The 13,712-nt window shown below is 63.9% G+C and carries 8 protein-coding genes; 7 read left to right on the top strand and 1 reads right to left on the bottom strand.

Annotation, left to right across the window (positions count from 1 at the left end):
• Nucleotide 1: 1 nt before the first annotated feature.
• The 3 genes from astD to astE are packed head-to-tail and all read left to right on the top strand — an operon-like array spanning nt 2 to nt 3,862.
• A complete protein-coding gene (gene astD, locus M0D65_RS22900) occupies nt 2-1,465 on the top strand; it encodes a succinylglutamate-semialdehyde dehydrogenase (protein ID WP_266254699.1) in 1,464 nt (487 codons plus the stop codon).
• 14 nt (nt 1,466-1,479) lie between these two features.
• A complete protein-coding gene (gene astB / locus M0D65_RS22905; protein WP_266254700.1) occupies nt 1,480-2,820 on the top strand; it encodes an N-succinylarginine dihydrolase in 1,341 nt (446 codons plus the stop codon).
• On the top strand, nt 2,804-3,862 hold the full coding sequence (gene astE / locus M0D65_RS22910; RefSeq protein ID WP_266254701.1) for a succinylglutamate desuccinylase: 1,059 nt from the start codon (nt 2,804-2,806) through the stop codon (nt 3,860-3,862). Before astB ends, astE begins: the two co-directional genes overlap by 17 nt.
• A gap of 21 nt (nt 3,863-3,883) precedes the next feature.
• Here astE and gstA read toward each other — a convergent pair whose 3' ends face one another.
• Nucleotides 3,884-4,501: a glutathione transferase GstA gene (gstA, locus tag M0D65_RS22915; RefSeq protein ID WP_266254702.1), complete on the bottom strand. Its 618-nt coding sequence runs from the start codon at nt 4,499-4,501 to the stop codon at nt 3,884-3,886.
• 137 nt (nt 4,502-4,638) lie between these two features.
• On the opposite strand from gstA, the gene M0D65_RS22920 reads away from it, so the two are divergent.
• The 4 genes from M0D65_RS22920 (at nt 4,639) to M0D65_RS22935 (ending at nt 13,569) form a co-directional block, all read left to right on the top strand.
• Nucleotides 4,639-5,544 carry a LysR family transcriptional regulator gene (locus M0D65_RS22920; protein ID WP_266254703.1) on the top strand — a complete coding sequence of 302 codons (906 nt, stop codon included), beginning with the start codon at nt 4,639-4,641 and terminating at the stop codon, nt 5,542-5,544.
• Between the two features lie 269 nt (nt 5,545-5,813).
• Nucleotides 5,814-6,608, top strand: a complete 795-nt coding sequence (locus tag M0D65_RS22925) for an ABC transporter substrate-binding protein (RefSeq protein ID WP_266254865.1) — start codon at nt 5,814-5,816, stop codon at nt 6,606-6,608.
• Nucleotides 6,609-6,880: 272 nt separating this feature from the next.
• A complete protein-coding gene (locus M0D65_RS22930; RefSeq protein WP_266254704.1) occupies nt 6,881-8,074 on the top strand; it encodes a M48 family metalloprotease in 1,194 nt (397 codons plus the stop codon).
• Nucleotides 8,071-13,569, top strand: coding sequence for an AAA domain-containing protein (locus tag M0D65_RS22935; RefSeq protein ID WP_266254705.1), 5,499 nt, complete (start codon nt 8,071-8,073; stop codon nt 13,567-13,569). The genes M0D65_RS22930 and M0D65_RS22935 overlap by 4 nt, the downstream gene beginning before the upstream one ends.
• Nucleotides 13,570-13,712: the final 143 nt, after the last annotated feature.

The following is a 13,712-nucleotide window of genomic DNA, read 5'->3' on the forward strand; positions in this document are numbered from 1 at the left end:
CATGACCGAGCTTTATATCGACGGCGAATGGACCGCCGGCACAGGACACGTATTCGCCTCGCGTAACCCGGGCACGGGCGCGACGGTGTGGGAAGGCGCGAGCGCATCGGCGGATGATGTCGATCGCGCGGTGCGCAGCGCTCGCCGCGCGTTCGCGGCATGGTCCGCACAGTCGCTCGACGAGCGCTGCGCGATCGTGCGCCGCTTTGCCGCGCTGCTCACCGAGCGCAAGGAAGCGATCGCGGTGGCGATCGGGCGCGAAACCGGCAAGCCGCTGTGGGAAGCGCGCACGGAAGTCGCGTCGATGGCGGCCAAGGTCGAGATTTCGATTCAGGCGTACAACGAGCGCACCGGCGAGAAGCGCGCACCGATGGCCGACGGGGTCGCGGTATTGCGTCATCGGCCGCATGGTGTCGTCGCGGTGTTCGGGCCGTATAACTTCCCAGGTCATTTGCCGAACGGGCACATCGTTCCTGCGTTGATCGCGGGCAATGCGGTCGTATTCAAGCCGTCCGAGCTGGCGCCCGGCGTTGCACGCGCAACCGTCGAAACCTGGCGCGACGCCGGTTTGCCCGCAGGTGTGCTGAACCTCGTGCAAGGCGAGAAGGACACGGGTATTGCGCTGGCAAATCATCGGCAGATCGATGGTCTGTTTTTCACCGGTAGCTCGGATACCGGCACGTTGTTGCACAGGCAGTTCGGCGGTCGCCCGGAAATCGTGCTTGCGCTCGAGATGGGCGGCAACAATCCGCTCGTCGTTGCGCCGGTGGCCGATCTCGATGCGGCCGTGCATCACACGATTCAATCGGCGTTTCTGTCGGCGGGGCAGCGTTGCACGTGTGCGCGGCGTCTGCTCGTTCCCGACGATGCATTCGGCGAGCGCTTCGTCGCGCGCCTCGTCGAAGTGACCGCGCGGATCGCGGTCGGCGAATACGACGCAGATCCGCAACCGTTCATGGGCGCGGTGATTTCTGCACGCGCCGCAGCACGGCTCGTCGATGCGCAGGCGAGCCTCGTCGCTGCCGGTGCGAAGCCGCTGCTGTCGATGCAGCAGCGCGACCCGCAACTCGGCTTCGTCACGCCGGGCATCCTCGATGTGAGCGGACTAACCGGCCTGCCCGACGAAGAACACTTCGGGCCGCTCTTGCAGATCGCGCGTTATCGCACCTTCGACGAAGCGATCGAACGCGCGAACGACACCGGCTTCGGTCTATCAGCGGGCTTGCTGGCCGACGATGAAGCACTGTGGACGCACTTCCAGCGCACGGTGCGCGCCGGTATCGTCAACTGGAATCGCCCGACCAACGGCGCTTCGTCGGCCGCGCCATTCGGCGGCACCGGCCGCTCGGGCAACCACCAGCCGAGCGCGTACTACGCCGCCGACTACTGCGCCTACCCGATGGCATCGGTCGAAAGCGCGCAACTGCAGATGCCCGCGAGCGTGTCGCCGGGCCTTCACTTCTGAGCGGGGAAACGACCATGCAAGCCACGGAAGCCAACTTCGACGGACTTGTCGGCCCGACGCACAACTACGCAGGGCTGTCGTTCGGCAATGTCGCGTCGCAGACCAACGAGAAATCCGCAGCGAACCCAAAGGCCGCCGCAAAACAGGGGCTGCGCAAGATGAAGCAGCTCGCGGACCTCGGCTTTCGCCAGGGCGTATTGCCGCCGCAGGAGCGTCCATCGATGCGGCTGTTGCGCGAGCTCGGTTTTTCCGGCGACGACGCGACGGTGATCGCGCGGGTCGCGAAGGACGCGCCCGAGCTGCTCGCCGCGGCGAGTTCCGCGTCGGCGATGTGGACCGCGAATGCGGCGACGGTGAGCCCATCGGCGGATACGCACGACGGCCGCGTCCATTTCACGCCGGCCAATCTATGCAGCAAGCTGCATCGCGCGATCGAACACGAATCGACGCGCCGCACACTGCGCGCGATCTTCGCGGACCCCGCGCGCTTCGCGGTGCATGAAGCGTTGCCGGGCACGCCGGCGCTTGGCGACGAAGGCGCGGCGAACCATACGCGCTTTAGCGCGGAATATGGCACGCGTGGCGTCGAGTTCTTTGTCTACGGGCGCAGCGAGTACCGCCGCGGGCCGGAGCCGAAGCTCTACCCAGCGCGGCAAACCTTCGAAGCGAGCCGCGCGGTCGCGCAGCGCCACGGGCTTACCGAAGTAACGACCGTCTATGCGCAGCAAAACCCCGACGTGATCGACGCCGGCGTGTTCCATAACGACGTGATCGCAGTCGGTAATCGTCATACGCTGTTCTGTCATCAGCTCGCATTCGTCGAGCAGAACGCGGTGTACGACGAACTGCGCACGAAGCTCACAAAACTCGGCGCACCGTTCGACGTGATCGAAGTGCCGGACGCGCAGGTCAGCGTCGCCGATGCGGTGTCGTCGTATCTGTTCAATAGCCAGCTGCTGACGCGCCCCGATGGTCGCCAGGTGCTGGTCGTGCCGCAGGAATGTCGCGAGAACGCTCGCGTGGCGGCGTGGCTCGATGGACTGACAGGACGTGGTGGCCCGATCGACGACGTGCTCGTGTTCGATCTGCGCGAAAGCATGAAGAACGGCGGTGGCCCGGCATGTCTGCGGCTGCGCGTCGTGCTGAACGAAGCGGAGCGTGCCGCGGTGGCACCGGGTGTGTGGATCGACGACACGTTGTTTGGCCGGCTCGATGGCTGGATCGAGAAGCACTATCGCGATCGCCTCGCACCGTCCGATCTGACCGATCCGCAGTTGCTGCGCGAGTCGCGCACCGCACTCGACGAACTGACACAGATTCTCGGCTTGGGTTCGCTGTATGACTTCCAGCGCTGAGCAAAGCGCGGGCGCAATGCTCGCCGATTTTCTCGCGTGGACGCTGGCGGGTGAGCGTCCGCAGGAAGGGCACACACAAGGTGTGTGCGCGAACGGCGTGCGCTGGACATGGCTCGATGAAGGCATGTTGCAGTTCGAGCCGGATGCGACGCCCGGCGCATGCAGCGTGCTGGCTTCAGCGGGTGTGCATGGCGACGAAACGGCACCGATCGAACTGCTGTCGCGTCTCGTAGCCGATATCGCCGAGGGGCGCGCAACGCTCGCGTGCCGACTGCTTGTGATACTCGGCAACGTCGCGGCGATGCGCGCGTCGTGCCGGTATCTGGATGACGATCTGAATCGTTTGTTCAGCGGGCGCCATGCGCAGTTGCCGGATAGTCGCGAGACACCGCGTGCAGTTGCGCTCGAACGGGCAGCGGTGCAGTTCTTCGGTGCAGCGGCTGCAACGGAAGCATCGTCGACCCGCTGGCACATCGACTTGCATACAGCCATCCGTGCGTCGGTGTTCGAGCGCTTCGCGCTGCTGCCATACACCGGTGCGCCGCTCTCGCGCGCGATGTTCGAATGGTTGGGCAAAGCACAGATCGCCGCGGTACTGCTGCATACGACAAAGGCCAACACCTACTCGCACTTCACCGCCGAACAGTGCGGCGCGCAGGCATGTACGCTCGAACTGGGCAAGGTGCGACCGTTCGGCCAGAACGACCTGACGCGTTTTTCCGGCGCGGACAGTGCATTGCGCCAGTTGCTGGCAGGCCCTGCACACACCGCAAGCGAGCGCGCACCGCTGCCGCGCGTCTTCACGGTGATCGACCAGATCACGAAGCAAAGCGACGCGTTCGAACTGCTGGTCGCCGCCGATGTGCCGAACTTCACCCCATTCGCGAAAGACACGCTGCTCGCGCGCGACACCGATTATCGCTACATCGTGCAGCACGACGAGGAGCGCATCGTGTTTCCGAATCCGACCGTGAAACCCGGTTTGCGCGCCGGGCTGCTGGTGATCGAAACGACGCGCGAAACCCTCGCCGCACTCGCCTGAACCTGCCGGTCAGGCTTAGGCTCAGGCCGCAGCCTTCACCAGACCTTCCGCGACCAACGCCTCGCGCACCTTCGGCCGCGCGGCGACGCGCGCCTGATACGCCAACAGATGCGGATACGCGGACAGATCGACCTTCAGCATCGGCGCCCAGTTGACGATCGTGAACGCGTACGCATCGGCGACCGTGAACGACCCGGTCAGGTAGTCGCGATCGGCGAGCACCTGGTCGAGCTCCGAGAAGCGCGTGGCGAGCTTCGCGAGGCAGGCCGCTTTCGTTGATTCGGCCGTATCGGCGTGCCATAGCCACGGGCTGAACGTCTTATGCAGTTCCGAGCTGACGAAGGTCAACCATTCGAGCACCGCGAGCCGCGCCGCCGAGCCAGCCGGCGGAATCAACGCGTGCTGCGCATCGAGGTCGCCGACGTATTGCAGCAGCGCGGCGCCTTCCACATGCCGTGTGCCGTCGTCGAGTTCGAGCAGCGGTACGTAGCCGCGCGGCGAGATCGCGTAGTAGTCTTCGCCGCTCGCGAGTTTGTGCTGCGCAAGATTGACCTTGATACCCTGAAAATCGATGCCCGCTTCGCGCAGCGCGATGTGGACCGCGAGCGAACAGGCGCCGGGAGAGAAGTAGAGTTTCATGCGGAAATCCCTGGTTTGAGGGTGAGTGACTGCGGAGCACGTAAGCGCGTCCGGTTGCACGGCTCGTCGGCCGACAAGTCGATGTGGTAAAAGTAGCACCGGTTCGACTCGCGGACAAACAGGCGGATTGCCAAACCATGCGTGCAAAAACGCAATACGAACTGACACCGGCGGATACCCAGACGATACTCGCACTGGTCCGGGCCGGCACACTCGCCGAAGCGGCGCTGCGGCTCGGCGTCGATGCATCGACGATGTTCCGTGCGGTGCAGCGCATCGAGCGCGGGCTGGGTCAGCGGCTGTTCGAGCGCTCGCGGACCGGCTATCGGGCTACGCCGCTTGGCCTGCAACTCGCGCGGCACGCCGAACGTATCGAGAGCGAACTGACGGCTGCGCGTTCGAGCGTGCAGGCGAGCAACCACCGCGTCTCCGGATCGGTGCACGTCACCACCACCGACACCGTCCTGTACGGCCTCGTATTGCCCGCACTGCGCGATTTCGCGCAACTGCATCCGGCGTTGTCGTTCGAGCTGACCGCGAACAACTCGCTGGCGAGCCTGACGAAGCGCGATGCCGACATCGCCGTGCGCGCGACGCAGCGTGCGCCCGAGCATCTGGTCGGCAAGAAGGTTGGGCCGCTGCGCATTGCGGCATTCGCCGCGAAATCGAGCGGTATTCATGCGGGGGATCTCGATACGCTCGCGCGCTGCGACTGGGTCGCACCCGACAGCTCGCTCGGCGACCATCCTTCGGTGCTGTGGCGCAAGCGCCATTGCCCGGGCGTGCAGCCGCGCTATCGGACCAACAGCGTGATGGCGGTGCTGGAGATCGTCGCGCGTGGTTTCGGCGTCGGCATCCTGCCGGTGTTGCTGGCGCGCGGTCGCGACGATCTCGTGCAACTGACGCCAGCGCTGGACGAAGCCGAATCGCAGATCTGGGTGCTGGCGCATCCCGAGTCGCGCCACTTGCCGCATGTGGCCGCGGTGTTCACGCATCTCGCTACGTGGCTCGCACACGACGTCGCTGACGACGGCGGACACTAACGCGCCGTCTTGCGACGCTTCGTTATCCTTGCCCGCACGCGACGCGAAGTTGCAGATTCGCCGCGCTCATTGCCGCCGTGTCAAAACCCTTCTGGCCACGCGTCCTCGCCCGGCTCGCGGGCGCGCGCCCTGTACAATCGCGCGTTCGCGACTGCTGCGGCGCATCACGCCGATCGCCCGCATTTGAAGCGATACGCCGGTGCTGCGATCCTGTGCGGCCCGGCTCGATCCTGTTTTGGTTTGACTGAAATCCCTCTGGAATACCCATGATGAACATGAACTGGCGAAACCTCGCCGCACTCGCGATGTTCGCCGCGGCAACGACAGCAGCAGGCAGCGCATCGGCAAGCGATCTCAAGGAAATCCGTTTCGGCGTCGAGGCGTCATACGCGCCGTTCGAATCGAAATCGCCAACCGGCCAGCTGCAAGGCTTCGATATCGACATCGGCAATGCGGTCTGCGCGAAGCTGAAAGTGAAATGCGTGTGGGTCGAAAATGCGTTCGACGGTCTGATTCCTGCGTTGCAGGCACGCAAGTTCAACGCGATCAACTCGGATATGACGATCACCGAGCAGCGCCGCCAGGCCATCGATTTCACCGATCCGATCTACGTCATCCCCAACCAGATGATCGCGAAGAAGGGCAGTGGGTTGCTGCCGACGCCGGCTTCGCTGAAGGGAAAACACGTGGGCGTGCTGCAGGGCACGATTCAGGAAGCCTATGCGAAGGCGCGCTGGGCGCCGGCCGGTGTCGACGTCGTGCCGTACCAGACGCAGGACCAGATTTATGAGGATCTCGCTTCGGGTCGTCTCGACGCGGCGTTCCAGGATGCGGAAGCGGCGTCGAAGGGTTTCCTGAAGCGTCCGCAGGGTGCGGGCTATGAGTTCGCGGGACCGCCGGTTAGCGACGAGAAGCTGCTGGGTGCTGGTGTTGGCTTTGGCGTGCGCAAGGGCGACAAGGTGCTGAAGGATGCGCTCAATCAGGCGTTGAAGGATTTGAAGGCGGACGGCAGCATCGATCGTTTCGCTGCGAAGTATTTCGATGTGAAAGTCGTGTTGAAGTAGATTGCGGGTCGACATGTGCCCGTCACACGGTGGCGGGCACGCCCGCAGGCGTAACGGGTGCGGCCGGTTTGAGACCCTCGACCTTCATGCCAGGATCGTCGAGAGTTGCATCAGCATTCGTCCAGACTATTTTTATATGCAGCGGCTAAAGAACATAAACAGTCACGCCGATATTGCAGTATTGGCGAGCTGCTGATCATTCATTCCCGGGGGCCGCCATTCGCAGCTGACCCTTGTAAAATCAGATCGACTCAATCCTGGAACGTCCCTGCATGGACTCTTACGCCCCGGACCGCAGTGCGCTCGTACCGCTCGCCTATCACGCAACGGTGGTCGATTACCTGCGCCGCAACGAGCCAGAGGTCTGGCGCTGGGCTAGTGCCCGCACTGGTTCCGCCGAGCAGCGCGAAGAATTGCGCTCGATGTTGTTGCGTGACACCTATCGCCTCGACGCCGAGGCTCATGCCGACGTGCATGCGGCGCTGGAGCAGGCCATGAAGCGGCTTGGCATCGAGGCCAGGGCAACGCTTTATCAGTCGCCCGGGCAAGCGATGAACGCGTCGCTCTTCTATGTACCCGACGAAGTGCACATCATCGTGCAAGGGCCGTTGCTGGAGCGTCTGTCGACGGAGGAATTGACGGCGGTACTCGGCCATGAGCTTGCGCATTACCTGTTGTGGTCGCGCGACGACGGTCAGTTCCTGGTGGCCGATCGAATTCTCAACGATGCGTTGGCCACCCCTGGCAGCAGCAGTAGTCATCGCGAGACATATCGGCGCTATGCCCTGCATACCGAACTGTTTGCCGACCGGGGCGGCGCGGTGGCGGCGGGCGCGGTGGCTCCGGCGGTGTCGACGCTAGTCAAGGTCCAGACGGGCATCAACAGCGTCGATGCGGCGGCGTACCTGCGCCAGGCCGAGGAAATCGAGTCGCACGAAGCCGGGGCAAGCGCGGCGCACACCCATCCGGAAACCTTCATCCGGGCGCGAGCGTTGGCGCTGTGGTGGGAGCAGGCAGAAAACCTCGACTCATGGATCGAGACCCGTCTGCATGGTCCGTTGGGACTGGAGCGGCTCGACCTGCCAGGACAAGCGCGGCTGCAGCAGTTGACGCGCGGTTTCCTGGCCCATTACCTGGCCGGTACTCCGTTGGCGAGCGACGCGGTGCAGGCTCAGTTGCGCATGTTGTTCCCTGACTGGCAGGACGATGAGCCTGCCGTTGGCCCCGACGCATTCGCCGATCATGTCGCCGACGAAAGCATTCGTGACTACCTCAACGCGCTGATGGTGGATCTCGCTCTCGCAGACCCCGACCAGCAGGAGGTGGCGTTGCTCCGGGCGGGGAAGGTGGCGAGGGGGCTCGGTAGCTTCGACGCCTTGCAGAACAATCTTCGTCGTGACGCCGGTTTCAGCAAACGGGACCTTGAACGCTACCGTCGCCAGCTGGACGCGGAGATCCGGGCATGAACGATCAGCCAGTTCACAACGAGACGCCGCGTACGCTGCGCACGCTGATTCAAGCTCAGGCGGGTGCGCCGTTGTCCACCGACGACGTCCTCGTGCTAGTGGTGCCGCTATTCGAGCAGGTCGCCTCCCTGCACGCACAAGGTCGGGTCGCTGTACTCGACGTCGACAGCGTTCTGGTGAACGAGGACGGCGCGCTGATCCTGCGCCGGCCGGAAGGCCAGGCGCCAGTCATGGATATCGGCGCGGTGCATCGGGTGCAGCCGCAGCCGGCCTCCGGTCTGAACATCATCGGCGCGCTGCAGCGCAGTCACACCGAGGACGGCCGGCACGAAGTGACGGACGAAGCGCTGCAGCTGGATGGCGCTGCGCCGATCGAACGTCCGGTCTATCTGCCTGGCCCACGCAGTTGGGAACTGCTGATCGGCCACCACGATGAGATCAGCGATACCTTTCTGCTCGGCATGACGCTCGCCAGTCTGGCCTGCGGCATCGACTTTGCCGACGAGGACGATCTGCGCCGATTCCTGATCCATCGGCGCAACCTGTTCCTGCTCCACGAACGGCTGCATCCGATCGTGGCGTCGGTCATCGTCGAAATGACCGAGGTTAACCGGCACGATCGCGCGACGGATGTATCCGCGCTCGCCACGAGGCTGCGCACCTGGCGCGAGCAACCGCTGTCCGTCGACGTCGAGCGGGCACTCGCCGGCGCGAGCGGCGCCGCCACACGGCGTACCGCGGTCCTTACGCATCTGCGCGACCGTCTCTTCGACCTGTCGCGGCGCAACCGGCTGCTGTACTTCCGTCCTGGCGCGGCCAGCGTCAATCTGACGGTAGCCAGCGTCCCCTTGATGCTGCAAATCCAGAGCATACGGTCGGAGCACATCTGCACATGGGGTGGGTCGTTTGCCGCTGACCTGGCGGCCGGGCGAGCAGTACCGTTGCAGCGCTGGCTGCGCTTCGACGATCAACCCTACCTGCCCGCCGCGCTCGACCGGCTGATCGCCGAGACCCGGCGCGAGCGTGCTGAATTTGGCTTCAGCAACCTGCGTCTGGTGGTCGCTTTCCTGCGCTGGCACAACCTCAAGGAAGCACCGGACGAGCGTATTACGACGCCGCTCCTATGGCTGCCGGTGGAACTCGTCAAACGTAAAGGCGTGCGCGATCAGTATGTGATCCAGTGCACGAGCGGCGACGCAGAGTTCAATCCTGTGTTGCGTCATCATCTTGGCCAGTTGTACGGCATCCGCCTCGACGAGACCGTCGATCTGGGCAAGACATCGCTTGCCGACATCCATGCCGATCTCCTTGCGCAGATCCACCGTTCTGAGCCGTCCGTGGAACTGCGGCTCATCGATAAGGCCTCGGTCCGGCTGGTCAGGCAGAAGGCGCTCCAGCGCATGCAGCAATTCCGGCGCCGCAAGCCCGGTGCCGCCGTGCGCACGCGCAGCGGTTCGCTGCCGCCGTACAGCTACGCCCACGACGACTACCGTCCGCTTGGGCGTGCGCTGTTCGAGCATTGGGTCCGGCCAAGCGATCTGCCGCAGCGCTTCGAAGCGGGCGCCGCTCCGCGCGCCGGTCTGCGTCAACCGAACATGTCGGACAGCGCCGTGGCCGAAGACGATCGGCAGGGCTTCGTGCTGGAGGAGGTCGAAGGTCATCGGTATGCCTGGGATATCGACCTGACTCAGGTCACGCTGGCCAACTTCAACTACAGGAAGATGTCGCTGGTGCGCGACTACGCGCAACTGATCGATGAGCCTGGCGTCAACCCCGCCTTCGACCGGGTCTTCTCGATCGAGCCGCGCGAAGTGGAGACCGATGCGCCTGCGCCGCTGGCACCTGTCGATCAGTGGAACGTCGTCGCTTCCGATGCGACCCAGAACGCGGCGGTCGGCCTCGCTCGCAATCAGCGTAGTTTCATCATCCAGGGGCCGCCCGGCACCGGCAAGTCGCAAACCATCACCAACCTGATCGCGGACTACGCCGCGCGCGGCAAGCGCGTGCTGTTTGTCTGCGAGAAGCGCGCTGCCCTCGACGTGGTGTTCCATCGGCTCAAGCAAAGTGGACTGGAGCCGCTGTGCTGCCTGATCCACGACTCCCAGGCCGACAAGAAGTCTTTCATTGCCGATCTGCGCACCTGCTATGAGCAGTGGATTTCCCGACCGCACGACAGTGATGCCTTAGGCGCACGGCGCACTCAGATCACCGGGAATCTTGCAGAACAGCAGCGGCGTATCGAGCACTTTGAGTCAGCGACGGCTGAGGTTCCCGCTGCGCTGGGAGTTAGCGTGCGCGCGTTGTTGCGTCGCGTGGCCGACCTGGGTGCTGCTCCGGAAACAGGTCTCGCTATCCGGGAGCGGCTGCCGACGCTGGCGGTGTGGGACACGCATCGAGAGCTTACCCAGCGCGTGCACCGCGCCACGAAGGAGCGTTTCGGCCTGAATAGTCTTGCTGCGCACCCATTCGCCAGGATCTCCGCGCAGTTGCTGAATAACGAACACGCCTTCGGGCGTGTCGAGCAGCTATGCAACGATGTCGAAGCACTGTTCGACTCACTGGACCCGGTTTTCGAAGACGCCGCGAGCCTCATCGATCAGGACATTACGCTGGAGCGTGCCCGTTCGCTGGCAGCTGATAGTCAGTGGTTAATCGACCGCGGCCTTGTCGCGCACCTCGATCTTCTCGATGTGAATTCGGCAGCACAAGGCGAACTGAGTCGGGTGCGCGCTGCCCTTGAGGAGCGCGCGCAGGCGCTCAACGCAGCACTTACGGCCACCGCGAACTGGCGCGACAAGCTCAGTGCGGACGACACCGGGTCGGCGCTCGCGATGACACGACGTCTGGAGCATTCCGCGGCGCGCTGGTTGCAACCTGCGTGGTGGCGCCTGCGTGGTCAGTTGAAGCGGCGCTACGACTTCGGCAAACACGCAGTTCATCCGGGGTGCAGCAAAGTACTCGAGGCGTTGGCCGCGGAGCATGTCGCCAGCGCGGCAATGAACGAAGTCGATGGCGAGTGCCGCCGACGTTACGGTGTAAGCGACATGAGCGCGTTTCTGAACGCGCTGGGCGAACTCAAGGTGCGCCTTGAGTCGGATAACGGCCTGCGCGTCCTGGTTGCGCATCTGCGCGATGCCGTCGACCCGGTTGCCACGGCGCTTGCGGAGACGCGCTCGCGAGAGGTGCTGGACAAACTGGCTGCGCGCGTCGGCGATGGGCTGACCTTGACCACAGAGGCTCGCCTTGCCGATATCGCCGAATATTCACGGGACCTTCGCGAGGCTTTGGACGATCTTCCCGACCTGCTGCCTCTGTTGCGCGCGGTCCATGCCGCCGACCCGGCCTATGCCGTTGCGCTGCAGACGATCGATCAGCCGCCGGCGCAACTGGAGGCACTCGTTGTCGATGAAGCGCTGCGCCGGCTCGAACGGGGCAACCCGGTGCTAGCGGGTTTCAATGGCGCTGCGCTCGCGCAAACTGCGCGCGCGTTAGCGGACAACCAGCGTGAGTTGCTTGCTCTCAACTCACACGTCCTGCAAGCAACACAACATCAGCAGTTCACCGAGCACGTGCGCCAGTCGTCGCTATCGGTCACGCAACTCGACGCCGACGGCAAGGCGTTCAAGAAGCGCTATTCGACGGGCCGTCGTGAACTCGAGCATGAATTCAGCAAGAGCATGCGCCATCGCTCGATTCGCGAGCTCAGCGATGCAGAGACCGGCGCGGTGATCAACGACCTGAAGCCAATCTGGCTCATGAGCCCGTTGTCGGTGTCCGACACGCTGCCGCTGTCGCCGGACCTGTTCGATGTGGTGATCTTCGACGAGGCCAGTCAGATTCCCACGGAAGAAGCTGTCCCGGCAATGAGCCGGGCGAACCAGGTGATCGTGGTCGGTGACGAAATGCAGTTGCCGCCGACGAGCTTCTTCTCTTCCGGCGGCAGCGAGGGTGACGACGAGATCGTCGTGGAAGAAGAGGGTGAACGCATCGCTATCAACCTGGACGCAGACAGCCTGCTCAACCAGGCCGCGCGTAACCTGCCTGCGACGTTGCTGGCGTGGCACTATCGCAGCCGTCACGAGTCGCTGATCAGCTTTTCCAATGCCGCGTTTTACGGCGGGCGACTCGTCACCATTCCGGACCGTCTGCTCGAAGCAGGCGACGACGAAGCTGCACTGTGGCGCTCGGACCAGGACGATGCCGGCATCGTCGGTGCCGACGCACTGCTGGCGCGACCAGTCAGTTTCCATCAACTGAGCGACGGCATCTATCTCGATCGACGCAATGAACCGGAGGCGCGATATATCGCCCATACCGTGCGTGAGCTGCTGCGTCGCGAGACAGGATTGAGCATAGGTATCGTCGCGTTTTCCGAAGCGCAGCAGAGCAGCATCGAATCCGCGCTGGAAGCACTGGCGGGCGAAGATTCCGACTTCGCCGCGCGGCTCGAGCGAGAGTACGTGCGTGAGGACGACGATCAGTTCAACGGTCTGTTCGTCAAAAACCTGGAGAATGTCCAGGGCGACGAGCGCGATGTGATCATTCTGAGCATCTGCTACGGACCCGGACCCGACGGCAGGATGCTGATGAATTTCGGTCCGATCAACCAGCGCGGCGGCGAAAAGCGCCTGAACGTGATCTTCAGCCGCGCCCGGCATCGCATGGCGGTCGTGTCGACGATTCAAGCCGACGCCATCACCAATGTGCACAACGACGGCGCCGCGGCACTCCGCACGTTCCTGCGGTTTGCTCAGGCCAGTGCGCGCGGCCAGTTCGAGCGTGCGCAGACCGTGCTCGGAGCGCTCAATCCGGGCGCACGCGATGCGTTCACGCGTCAGGCTGCGTCGGACACGATCAGGGATGCGCTTGCCGAGGCATTAAAAGCACGCGGTCACCACGTGCAGGTCAATGTCGGCCGTTCTCAGTTCCGCTGCGATCTGGCCATCGCCGATGCATCGATGCAAGGTTATGCGCTGGCAATCCTTCTCGATGCACCCGGCGAAGCAGTCGTGGATACCGTCGAGCGCTACGTATTTCGTCCCAGCATTCTGCGCAGCTTCGGTTGGCGTGTGCTCGACATCCCCGGAAAGGATTGGCTCACCGATAGCGAAGGGGTATTAGCCCGAATCGAGGCAATGCTGACCGACGGCGAGGACCGTGCGTTGAGTGCGGAAGTCGAACTTCTCGCCGCGCAGCAGACAACACCGTCGGCGCTATCGCCGGCCCCGAACAGTGCCGACATTTGCGCTACTGAAGCGCCGCAAGTCGTACAGGCTACTCAAACAGAAGTGGTACGGACGCTGCGCTTCGAACAGGGTGGTTCGAGCAAATTCTGGCGCGCGAGATTGCGGGGCACCGAGTTGAGCGTGAGCTACGGCCGTATAGGTAGCAACGGGCAAACCAACCTGAAGGAATTCGACACGCCGGAGCGGGCTCGCCGCGAGATGGACAAGCTTGTGGCGGAGAAGCTGCGCAAAGGGTATGTGGAGGAATAAGGCGAGTCTCGCACGCGGCACTCTGGGCTAAAATCCCCGGGCGCCCGGAAAGTTGCTGGAAGCTTTTGTCAGCATTCGCAACCGATCCGGGCGCCCACACACAAGCAAAGACCAAAGCAGGCCGAAGCGCACCGCGCTTCGCC

Source organism: Paraburkholderia sp. CHISQ3 (genome assembly GCF_030464945.1).
In the GTDB taxonomy this organism is placed as follows: Bacteria; Pseudomonadota; Gammaproteobacteria; order Burkholderiales; family Burkholderiaceae; genus Paraburkholderia; species Paraburkholderia megapolitana.